At 74.7% G+C, this 11034-nt stretch carries 6 protein-coding genes and 1 pseudogene; 4 read left to right on the forward strand and 3 right to left on the reverse strand.

Annotated elements, in window-relative coordinates; translation table 11 throughout:
- Nucleotide 1 precedes the first annotated feature (1 nt).
- The 3 genes from ACP4J0_RS30570 to ACP4J0_RS30580 all read right to left on the reverse strand — a co-directional run bounded on the left by ACP4J0_RS30570 (nt 2) and on the right by ACP4J0_RS30580 (nt 5582).
- Nucleotides 2-1447 carry an ABC transporter substrate-binding protein gene (locus ACP4J0_RS30570; protein WP_426601965.1) on the reverse strand — a complete coding sequence of 482 codons (1446 nt, stop codon included), beginning with the start codon at nt 1445-1447 and terminating at the stop codon, nt 2-4.
- Between the two features lie 179 nt (nt 1448-1626).
- On the reverse strand, nt 1627-1794 hold the full coding sequence (locus ACP4J0_RS30575; protein ID WP_426601966.1) for a hypothetical protein: 168 nt from the start codon (nt 1792-1794) through the stop codon (nt 1627-1629).
- On the reverse strand, nt 1791-5582 hold the full coding sequence (locus ACP4J0_RS30580) for an FHA domain-containing protein (RefSeq protein WP_426601972.1): 3792 nt from the start codon (nt 5580-5582) through the stop codon (nt 1791-1793). Before ACP4J0_RS30580 ends, ACP4J0_RS30575 begins: the two co-directional genes overlap by 4 nt.
- 451 nt (nt 5583-6033) lie before the next feature.
- Between ACP4J0_RS30580 and ACP4J0_RS30585 the strand changes: the two genes are divergently transcribed.
- The 4 genes and pseudogenes from ACP4J0_RS30585 to ACP4J0_RS30600 all read left to right on the forward strand — a co-directional run.
- Nucleotides 6034-7779, forward strand: a complete 1746-nt coding sequence (locus tag ACP4J0_RS30585; protein ID WP_426601967.1) for a protein kinase domain-containing protein — start codon at nt 6034-6036, stop codon at nt 7777-7779.
- Nucleotides 7780-7935: 156 nt separating this feature from the next.
- Nucleotides 7936-9180 carry a serine/threonine-protein kinase gene (locus ACP4J0_RS30590; protein ID WP_426601968.1) on the forward strand — a complete coding sequence of 415 codons (1245 nt, stop codon included), beginning with the start codon at nt 7936-7938 and terminating at the stop codon, nt 9178-9180.
- A 176-nt stretch (nt 9181-9356) separates the two neighbouring features.
- Nucleotides 9357-10463 (forward strand): peptide chain release factor 2, encoded by a 1107-nt coding sequence (gene prfB / locus ACP4J0_RS30595; protein WP_426601969.1) that lies wholly within the window; start codon nt 9357-9359, stop codon nt 10461-10463.
- 317 nt (nt 10464-10780) lie between these two features.
- A pseudogene (locus ACP4J0_RS30600) lies at nt 10781-11034 on the forward strand (hypothetical protein); the annotation flags it as partial.

Below are 11034 nucleotides of genomic sequence, written 5' to 3' on the forward strand. Positions count from 1 at the left end.
GTCAGCCTCCGTAGGCGGCGGCCGCGTCCGCCTCCAGCCGCTGCTGCGTGCCCGCGATGTCCTTCGGGTTCTTCAGGAAGTCCTGCAACGCCTTCCACTCGCCCTTGCCGGGCGTGCCGCCGAAGGCCTGCGGGGCCTGGTCCGACATGTCGAAGCGGAAGTCGTCACCGGCCGCGACCAGCGCCTCGGCGATCTTCTTCTGCACGTCGTTCGGGTACGCCGACGCGTCCAGGTTCTTGTTCGGCGAGAGGTAGCCGCCGAGCTTCGCGTGGATCGCCGCCGCGTCCGGGGAGGCCAGCCAGGTGGCCAGCGCCTGCGACGCCTTCGAGTCCTCCAGGATCACGGCCGCGTCACCGCCGGAGACCACCGGCGCGGTGTCGCCGACCGCCGGGAACGGGAACACCTTCGCGTCCGTACCGACCTCCGCCTCCGTCTCGCCGATGTTGACCTGCACGAAGTCGCCCTCGTAGACCATGCCCGCCTTGGGCTGGTCGCCGCCGGTGAAGGTCTGCGTCACCGAGGCAGGGAACTCGGTCTGCAACGCGCCGGACGCGCCGCCCGCCACGTAGTCCTTCTTGCCCCAGATCTCGGCGAGGGTGGTCAGCGCCTCCTTCACGGACGGGTCGGTCCACTTGATCTCGTGCCTGGCCAGCTGGTCGTACTTCTCCGGGCCCGCCTGCGAGAGGTAGACGTTCTCGAACCAGTCGGTGAGGGTCCAGCCGTCCGCGCCGCCGACGGAGAACGGTGTGACACCGGAGTCGTAGACCGTCTGCGCGGCGGTGAGCAGCTCGTCCCAGGTCTTGGGCTCGGCCGCGCCCGCGTTCTCGAAGACCTGCGCGTTGTACCAGATCAGGGACTTGTTGGCGGCTTTGTAGTAGACGCCGTACTGCTTGCCGGCGACCTTGCCGATGTCCTGCCAGCCCTGCGAGTAGTTCTCCGTCAGCTCCTTCGTGGCCTCGGCGCCCAGCGGCTTGGCCCAGCCCTTGTCCACGGCCTGCTTGATGGCACCGGGCTGCGGGAGCATCGCCACGTCCGGCGGGGCGCCGCCCGCGATCTTCGAACCGAGGAAGTTGATGATCGGGTCCTGGGCGGGCACGAAGGTCACCTTGGCGCCGGTGCGCTTCTCGAACTCGGCGAGGACCTTCTTGAAGTTCTCCTGCTCGGCGCCGGTCCAGACGGCGGCGACCTCCAGGCTCTCGCCGTCCAGCCGGGGGAGGGTGACGGTGGCGGCCGGCTGCTTGCCGCCGTCGCCCTGACCGTCCTTGTCGCCGCTGCCGTTGTCGTCGTCGCCGCCGCACGCGGTGAGCGAGAGCGCGAGGGCTCCCGCGGCGAGGGTGGCGGCGGCCCGGGTGGACCTCTTGACGGCCTTGCTCGTGGCCCCGCCCGTGGCCCTGCTCGTGACCTTCTTGACGGCCCTGCGTTTCCGCATGGTGCTGCTCGTGCGCATCACTGCCCCGTTCTTCGTTCCTCGTCGAACGTCCGGCGCTGTCCCGTGGGCTCTGGTGTACGCCAGGGGGGTGAGGGCGGCAAGAGCGCCTCCGCTGTCGAGCGGGGGATCGTGACCGCGTCGTGACTCGTCGGGCGGAGTCCGTCCGGCGGTCGTGCCGTGGCCGCGGAGCACGGACGTCACGCGGAGGGCCGGCCGCCGAGGCTGTGGAGCGTCCCCGCGGCACGCCGGCGGTCGTCCGCGGTCTCGTCGGGCCTGCCCGCGCCGCCTGGCAGAGCGTGCCCGAGGGCTCGCTGCGCCCGGGTCTCGTGGGCGGCGTCGTCGAGATCGTGGGACGCCTCGGTCACAGCAGGGACGGCACCTCCGCCGCAGCGACCTGCCGCGCCGCCCGCTCCAACGCGCTGGCCAGCAACGCCAGGTCCGTCGGCCCGTTCCCCAGCTCGCGCACGGGCCGCTGGGCGGGCGGGTCGCCCATGCGGTGCCACTCCAGGGGGACCACCGTGGGCCGCAGGGTCGCCGTGCGCGGGATGCGGCCCGTGACCCGGCCGCCCTGGAACGGCACGGCCCGTCCGTCCGGGCCGGCCAGCCGGCCACGCCCCGGCATCGGTTCGTCCGGGCCGGGCGACGGAGCGTCGAGGGTGACGCGCAGGGTGGCGCGGAGCGCGGGTTCCGTCTGGGCCGTACGGCCGCCGGGCGCGGTGGCGGCCATCAGGTGCACGCCCAGCCGCTCACCTTCCCGCGCGACCGCTTCCAGCGCCCGCATCACCGACCCCGCCGCGGGCCGTCCGGGGGAGCCGAGCGGGGGAGTGACCAGGGCGTCGAGGTCGTCCACGACCACGATGAGGCGGGGGAGCGGCGGCGCCGCCCCCGCCCGGCGCCGGGCCGCGCCCGGTCGCAGCCGCAGCGTGGAGCTGGGAGGTGACTCGACGTCCCCGGCATCGGATATCGCCGCGGGGCCGGGCGCGCCCGCGGCCGTGCGCTGGGCGACCATCCGGCCCGACACCTCGCGCCCGGTGTGCCACTCGGTGAAGTCCGCCCGCCCGAGCAGCTCGGCGCGCCGCTTCAGCTCGGCGCTCAGGGACTGCGCGAACTCCCGCATGCGAACGGGGTCGTTGGCGGTGAGGTGGGTGGTGACGTGCGGTACGTCCGTACAGACGCGGAGCCCCTCCCCGTGCCCGCCGCCGCCCGAGCCCACGCTGTCCCGGCCGTCCATCAGGACGATGCCGAGCCGGTCGGGGCGTTCGGCGGAGGCGAGCGAGGCGACGAGCGCCCGCAGCAGCTCGGTGCGGCCGCTGCCGGGCGGCCCCTCGATCAGCAGGTGCGGTCCCTCGGCGGCGAGGTCGGCCGTGACCGGACCGCGAGGTCCGGCGCCCAGCACGGCCTGAGCGCGTCCGCCGGGGACCTCCGTGTCGTCGGCGGCGTCGGCCCACCGGGCCATCAGGGAGGCCGGGGTGGCCCGGGCGAGGCCCAGCTCGTCGAGGAGCCGGGCCGCCTGGGGCAGCGGCGCGGACACGCGTGCGTGCCGGTCACCGACCGCGCCGTCGGTGCGCAGCGGGGCCAGGGCGCGCGCGAACCGCTCGGCCCAGGCGAGGGAGACGGCGTCGACCGTGCCGAGGGTGCCGTGCCCGACCGGGCCGGCGGAGGCGTCCGGAGCGCCCCGGGAGGCGCCGGTGCGCGCGACGCGCAGCAGGCGCAGGGCCGTCGCCACGTCGCCGCTGAGCAGCGCCACGGCACCGCACTCCCGGAACACCGACGTCACCGCGCAGGCGGCCTCGTACGTCTCCGTCACCGGGGACGTCGGGGAGGCGGCGGCCGTCTCGGCGAGGCACAGGACGTGGATGCCGGCCCGCGGGCCCTCCAGGGCCAGCCGCGCCACCGCCTCGCGCACGTCGGAACCGCCGGGGTCCCCGTCCACGACGACCACGGTGTACGGCCCGGGGAAGCCGCCGGCCGGGTCGGTCCCGTCGTCGGCCCGCGCCCAGGAGGGCTGCCGGGTACCTGCCGTGGCCGCGGCCGCCTGTCGCGGGTCCTGTCGTACGTCCTGTCGCGGGTCCTGTCGTACGTCCTGCCGCGCGTCCTGTCGTACGTCCTGTCGCGCGTCCTGCGCGGGAGCCGTCGGCTGGGCCGGGATCGTGCCGGCGGGGGCCGGCCGCCGTGCTCCGGTCCGGGTGTCCGTCAGGTGGTCCTCCAGGCGGCGCAGGAGTTCGCCCGCGCGGGCCGTGGCCTGCTCGCGGTCGTAGGCGAGCAGCAGGCGGCAGTCCTGGCCGTGTCCCGGGCGCAGCTGCGGCAGCCAGCCCAGCCACGACCACTCGGCGACCCGCTCGGCGAGCGGCCGGGAGCGGTCCGCGCTGATCAGGACGATCTCCAGGACGTCCGCGGAGTGCAGGGCGGCGAGCTGGGCGAGCACCGAGCGGGCCAGCCCGGCGAGCCGCGCGCGCGGCCCGGCCAGCCCGAGCGCCCCGACCTCGCGCAGTCCGGCGGTCACCGGGACCGCGGGCAGCGGGACGTCGCCGCCGGGCGCCACCCGGTCGGCCGTACCGAGCCGCACGGTGAGCGCCTCCGGGTGGCCCGGGCCGCGCTCCCACAGCCGCGGCCCCGGTCCGAGCGCCGTCAGCAGCAACGAGGCGGGGTCCGGCCAGGTCTCCGGCGCGCGGGAGGTGCCGGCCGGGGCCGTCGGTGCCGGACCGGCGGGCTCCTCGTCGTACGTGTACGTACCGGACCCGGCGGTGTCCTGCGGGCCGCCGCGGCCTCCGGCCAGCCGCCGCGCCCACGCGCCGAGGCCGCCGCGCCTGCGCACGCCCGGGGGTACGTCGGTGCCGCGCAGGGGCGTGCCCTTGCGCCTGGTGCCGCCGTCCGGGCCGGGGGCGCCGGGAGGACCGGCGGCCTCACCGAAGGCACCGAACGGGGCCGCTTCGAAGGCGCCACGTCCGTGGGCGTCCCGTCCGTGGGAGTCCGCCGCATACGCGCCGGTGTCGGGTGTGCCCGCTCCGTACGTCCCCGCGCCGTAGGTGGTCGCGCCGGAAGCGCCGCCGTGCGTCGCGTCTCCGGCCGGGGCCGGCCGGGGGACGCCCGCCGTGGGGCCCGTGCCGTGGCTCTCGATGCGCGGTGCGCTGCCCTGTCCGGGGACCTGGTGCGGGCCGGGCTGGGTCGCGCCGGTGCCGTGGGCGTGGTGTGTGAGCCCGGCCGGGCGGTTCGGGTCCGCGGGCCCGGCCCCGCCGGTCCCGGTGCCGGACCCGCGCGGGGAGCCGTCCGCCTCCCCGGCCGTCCGTTCCGTCCGCTCCGTCTGCCGGGCACCGTCCGTTCCCCGTGCCGGGCGGCCGGTGCCGTCCGTAAGACCGCTCGCGCGTGCGGGACGGCCCGGGGCACCGCCCGTGCCGGCGCGGTCCTCCGCCCCGTCGGCCACGCGCGCGTGCGCCACCTCGTCCCCGGCGACGGCCTTCCCGGCGCCCGGCGACGGGGGCGCCACCGCACCGGACAGCCGTACGTGCCCCTCCCCGTCCGGTGTCGTCGCCACCCGGGCCACCGCCCCTCGGGGGACCGGCACGAGTCGCAGGGCCGACTCGCCGATCCGCAGCAGCGACCCGGGCGCGAAGCGGACCGGGCGGCTGCCCACGCGGGTGCCGTCCAGGGTGGTGCCGTTGGTGGAGCCGAGGTCGGCGACCGAGACGCGGCCGTCGGAGGCGACGGTCACGGCGCAGTGCGTCCTGGAGACGTCCGGGTCGTCGAGCGCGACGTCGGCGTCGGCGGAGCGGCCGAGCCGGACCTGGCCGCCGTGCAGCAGGTGGACGCCGCCCGCGTCGGGGCCGGCGACGACGTGGAGCTGGGCCGGGACGTCGGCCGGTTCGGCGTGCGGGTCGGGCTCGCCCGGGGCGCCCAGGAAGAGCACGGCGCCGTCGGTCAGCGGGGGCTCGCCCAGGGTGCTGCGCTGGGCGTCGAGCCGCTGCGCGCCGGCGTGGAGCACCACCTGGCCGGAGCCCGGAGCCTCACCGCCGGGGAGCGCCGCGGCCAGCGCGGAGGCGACCGCGGCCAGGGCCGTGCCGGCCGGCGCGGTGACCAGCACGTCGCAGCTCGCGGCGCGGCCCCCCACCGAAGCATGCGGGCCCAGCGGGTCTACGACGGTCAGCCGGATCTGCATCGCCGTCAGCGGTCCCTTCGCGCGGGCACCCGCGCGCCGGGGACAGAAGTTGTTCACCGCGGTCCCCCACCGCGGACTTCCCCCACCGCCACACGAGCACGTCGGCCAGTACTGCACGCATCCTCGCACCTGCCACCGACAACGCGCCCGTCGCCCGCCGTCAAATGATCTTGATTGGTCGGCTCTGCCCGCAAAAATGCCTGACAGGTGTCACGACGGTGATCGAACGGCGTCCGCTTGAGATCGGTCACGTCCGGGCCCGGCAACCAACGGACCGGGTCGCGCGTCTTCCCCCCGAACCCGCCGGAAGCGGAACGTGCGCAGGAACAGGAAGCGGAACGTAAGGCGCACCGGCGGACCAATGGGAACCACAGGACGACGACAGCCCGGTGCCCGCGGCGCGGCACTACAGTGGGGCGGAAAAGTCAGCGAGCAACAGGGAGCGCATGACGTGCGGCCGGTAGGCAGCAAGTACCTCCTCGAGGAGCCCCTCGGTCGCGGTGCCACGGGCACCGTCTGGCGCGCCCGCCAGCGGGAGACCGCGGGCGCCGAGGCGGCCGTGGCCGGGCAGCCCGGCGAGACCGTCGCGATCAAGGTCCTCAAGGAGGAGCTCGCGAGCGACCCCGACATCGTGATGCGCTTCCTGCGGGAGCGCTCCGTCCTGCTGCGGCTGACCCACCCCAACATCGTCCGGGTCCGCGACCTGGTCGTCGAGGGTGAGCTGCTGGCGCTCGTCATGGACCTCGTCGACGGCCCGGACCTGCACCGCTACCTGCGCGAGAACGGGCCGCTCACCCCGGTTGCCGCCGCTCTGCTCACCGCGCAGATCGCCGACGCCCTCGGCGCCAGCCACGCGGACGGCGTCGTCCACCGCGACCTGAAGCCGGCCAACGTGCTGCTGAAGCAGGACGGCGGCGAGATGCACCCGATGCTCACCGACTTCGGCATCGCCCGCCTCGCCGACTCGCCCGGCCTCACCCGCACCCACGAGTTCGTCGGCACGCCCGCGTACGTGGCGCCGGAGTCCGCCGAGGGCCGCCCGCAGACCTCCGCCGTCGACGTCTACGGCGCCGGCATCCTGCTGTACGAGCTGGTCACCGGCCGGCCCCCGTTCGGCGGGGGCTCCGCCCTGGAGGTACTGCACCAGCACCTGAGCGCCGAACCGCGCCGCCCCTCGACCGTCCCCGACCCGCTGTGGACGGTCATCGAGCGCTGCCTGCGCAAGAACCCCGACGAGCGCCCCAGCGCGGAGAACCTCGCCCGCGGCCTGCGCGTCGTCGCCGAGGGCATCGGCGTGCACGCGAACAGCGCGCAGATCGGCGCCGCCGAGAACGTGGGCGCGCTGCTCGCACCCGACCCGGCGCCCGCGCAGGTCCCGGGCGCCCCCGGCGCCGCCGACCCGACGCAGGTCCTGCCGCAGAACCCGCCCGGCGCCCACGACCCGAACGGCGCCACCAGCGTCCTGCCGCAGACCGGCAACCCGGCGGGCGCCGCCGACCCCACCGCCGTACTCCCGAACCGCGGCGCGGCCGACCCGACCGCCGTCATGCCCCCGGTGCCGCCGGGGCAGCTGGGGCAGCCGGGCGGACCGGGACAGGGGCAGCCGGGTGGGCCCGAGGACCCGCACCCGTGGCAGAACCAGCTGCGCGCCGCCCGCGACCGCAACGAGCAGACGCAGGTGCAGTACCTCGACCCGAACGAGGACCCGCTGCGCCGCCGCCCCCAGCGGCAGGTCTCCCGCCCGCAGCAGCCGCCCCGCCAGGCCCCGCAGGGCCCACCGCCCCAGCAGCCCGGCTACGGCTACCCGCAGCAGCAGCAGCAACAACAGCCCCAGCGGTACGCCACTCCGCAGCCCCAGCAGCCCCAGCAGCCGCCCAGGCCCCAGCCGCAGCGCTACGCCCCGCCGCCCGCGCCCGAGCCCCAGCCGCCCCGGCGTGAGCCCCGGCCGCCGCGGCAGCGCAGCGCCAACCCCATGCGCATCCCCGGGCTCGGCTGCCTCAAGGGATGCCTGGTCACGATCGTCATCCTGTTCGTGGCCGGCTGGCTGATCTGGGAGCTGAGCCCGCTGCAGGACTGGATCGGCACGGGCAAGGGCTACTGGGAGCAGCTCAGCGACTGGTTCACCACCGCGACCGACTGGATCGGGGAACTGGGCGGCGACAGCGGCTCGGGCGGCGGGTCCTCGACCGGCAACTGAGCCGCCGGCGCACCGCGCTCCGCCCGGTTCCGGGACGGCCCCCGACGGCGAGTCCGGAGATTTGTCGACACCCAGCGGGTGATTTCGGCCTCCCCTGTGAAGGTCGGCTCCCCGGACGCGTACTTTAAAGCGCAACACGCGTCGGTAGGAGCAGTCTTGGCACGGAAGATCGGCAGCCGGTACACCGCCCACCAGATCCTCGGGCGGGGCAGTGCCGGCACGGTGTGGCTGGGCGACGGTCCCGAGGGGCCCGTCGCGATCAAGCTGCTGCGCGAGGACCTGGCGTCGGACCAGGAACTCGTCTCGCGCTTCGTGCAGGAGCGCACCGCCCTGCTCGGCCTGGAGCATCCGCACGTCGTCTCCGTGCGCGACCTGGTGGTCGACGGCAACGACCTCGCTCTGGTCATGGACCTGATCCGCGGGACGGATCTGCGCACCCGCCTCGACCGGGAGCGGCGCCTGGCGCCCGAGGCCGCGGTGGCCATCGTCGCCGACGTCGCCGACGGCCTGGCCGCCGCGCACGCCGCCGGGGTCGTGCACCGCGACGTCAAGCCCGAGAACGTGCTGCTCGACATGCGGGGCCCGCTCGGCCCCGGCGGCTCGCACCCGGCCCTGCTGACGGACTTCGGGGTGGCCAAGCTCATCGACACCCCGCGGCGCACCCGCGCCACGAAGATCATCGGCACGCCGGACTACCTGGCCCCCGAGATCGTCGAGGGCCTGCCCCCGCGCGCGGCGGTGGACATCTACGCACTGGCCACGGTGCTGTACGAGCTGCTCGCCGGATTCACCCCGTTCGGCGGCGGCCACCCCGGCGCGGTGCTGCGTCGCCATGTGACCGAGACGGTCGTCCCCCTCCCCGGCATCCCGGACGAACTGTGGCAGCTGCTCGTGCAGTGCCTCGCCAAGGCGCCGGCCTCCCGGCTGCGCGCCTCCGAGCTGGGCGCCCGGCTGAGGGAGCTGCTGCCGATGCTGGCCGGGATGGGCCCGCTGGACGTGGACGAGCCCGGCACGGAGCAGGAGGAGGACGCGCCCGAGGAGCCCGAGGCGTCCCCCGCGCCCGCCGGGGGGCCGGTACGGCGCCGGGGAGCGGTGCCGCTGGTGCCGGGGCCGAAGCCGGCCGACTCCAACCGGGACACGCACACCTCCATGCGCGTACCGGCCCCCGACGAGCTGGCCGGCGGTGCCCGCGGCACCGCCCGCGCCCCGCGCGCGTCCGGTGCCCCGCGCCCCGGCTCGGCCCGCAACCGCGCCACCGCGCGGCGCCGCCGGCTGGCCGTCGGAGCGGGCGCGGTCGCCCTGGTGGCGGCGATCGGCGTCGGTACGTGGCTGGCCACGAGCGGTGACGACGGCGGCGCGGGCCCCCAGGACACGCGGAACTCGGCACCCGCCTCGCCCTGAACCCGGCACCGGCTTCCCCGTGAATCCGGCACCGGCTTCCCCGTCAATACGGCACCGGCTTCCCCGCGCGCCCGGCGCCGTCCGGCGTGACGCAGGGCACGCCGCTCCACTACCGACGCGTACCGACCCGTACCGACCCGGCGAAGGCCGGTGGGCGGAGCCGTTACGCTGGATGCGTGGCAGTCGTCGATGTATCCGAAGAGCTGAAGTCCCTCTCCTCGACCATGGAGTCGATCGAGGCCGTCCTGGACCTCGACAGGCTGAGGGCAGACATCGCCGTGCTCGAGGAGCAGGCGGCCGCGCCCTCCCTGTGGGACGACCCGGAGGCGGCGCAGAAGATCACCAGCAAGCTCTCGCACCTCCAGGCCGAGGTGCGGAAGGCCGAGGCCCTGCGCGGCCGGATCGACGATCTCGCCGTGCTCTTCGAGATGGCCGAGGAGGAGGACGACCCGGACACCCGCGCCGAGGCCGAGTCCGAGCTCACGGCCGTGAAGAAGGCGCTGGACGAGATGGAGGTCCGCACGCTGCTCTCGGGCGAGTACGACGCCCGTGAGGCGCTCGTCAACATCCGCGCCGAGGCCGGTGGCGTGGACGCCGCCGACTTCGCCGAGAAGCTCCAGCGCATGTACCTGCGCTGGGCCGAGCAGCGCGGCTACAAGACCGAGGTCTACGAGACGTCGTACGCGGAGGAGGCCGGCATCAAGTCGACGACCTTCGCCGTGCAGGCGCCGTACGCCTACGGCACGCTCTCCGTCGAGCAGGGCACGCACCGCCTGGTGCGCATCTCGCCGTTCGACAACCAGGGGCGCCGCCAGACCTCCTTCGCGGGCGTCGAGATCCTCCCCGTGGTCGAGCAGACCGACCACATCGAGATCGACGAGTCCGAGCTGCGGGTGGACGTGTACCGCTCGTCCGGGCCCGGCGGCCAGGGCGTCAACACCACCGACTCCGCGGTGCGGCTCACCCACCTCCCCACCGGCATCGTGGTCTCCTGCCAGAACGAGCGCTCGCAGATCCAGAACAAGGCCACCGCCATGAACGTCCTCCAGGCCAAGCTCCTGGAGCGGCGCCGCCAGGAGGAGCAGGCCAAGATGGACGCCCTCAAGGGGGACGGCGGCAACTCCTGGGGCAACCAGATGCGTTCGTACGTGCTGCACCCGTACCAGATGGTCAAGGACCTGCGCACGGAGCACGAAGTGGGCAACCCCGAGTCCGTGTTCAACGGTGAGATCGACGGTTTCCTGGAGGCCGGCATTCGCTGGCGCAAGCAGCAGGAAAAGTAACGCGAAGCCGAAACGCCGTTTTGTCGACAAGGCAACTGCCGCCCTTCCGGCGGTGGTTGCCTTTTGTCTTCGCCGAATCCGCCGGTGATGTCTGGGTTTTACATCACACTCACACCCATTGTGTCCGGCATACATCCCTTACCTGGACATCGCGTACGCAATGGCCTTGACGCCGCTTTGAACATTCGTAAGGGTGAGGCGCGGCATGCGTATTTCTGGGGCGCATGTGAACCGGGGGACCTCAGCACAGCTACCTCCGTCGATCACGGCCCCGAGCGCGGCCTCTCTGACGATCAGCTACTGGGGGTAGCACACACATGATGAAGAAGACGCGGATCCGCGTCGCACGCATTGCAGCCGGCGCCGTGGTCGCCGCGGGTGCGTCGCTGATGGTGACGGGCGTCGCGCAGGCCGACACCAGCGACGACCCGATCTGTGAGATCGGCCTGTGCCCGGAGCCGGGTGACGGGAACACGGGTGGTGACGGCAACACCGGTGGCGATGGCAACACGGGTGGTGACGGGAACACGGGTGGTGACGGGAACACCGGTGGTGACGGGAACACGGGTGG

Source organism: Streptomyces sp. WG7 (assembly GCF_049975785.1).
In the GTDB taxonomy this organism is placed as follows: Bacteria; Actinomycetota; Actinomycetes; order Streptomycetales; family Streptomycetaceae; genus Streptomyces.

Excerpts from the sequence above, each read along its gene's own strand:
- ACP4J0_RS30580 (WP_426601972.1), bottom strand. The coding sequence starts at position 5,582 with ATGCAGATCCGGCTGACCGTCGTAGACCCGCTGGGCCCGCATGCTTCG.
- ACP4J0_RS30570 (WP_426601965.1), bottom strand. The coding sequence starts at position 1,447 with ATGCGCACGAGCAGCACCATGCGGAAACGCAGGGCCGTCAAGAAGGTC.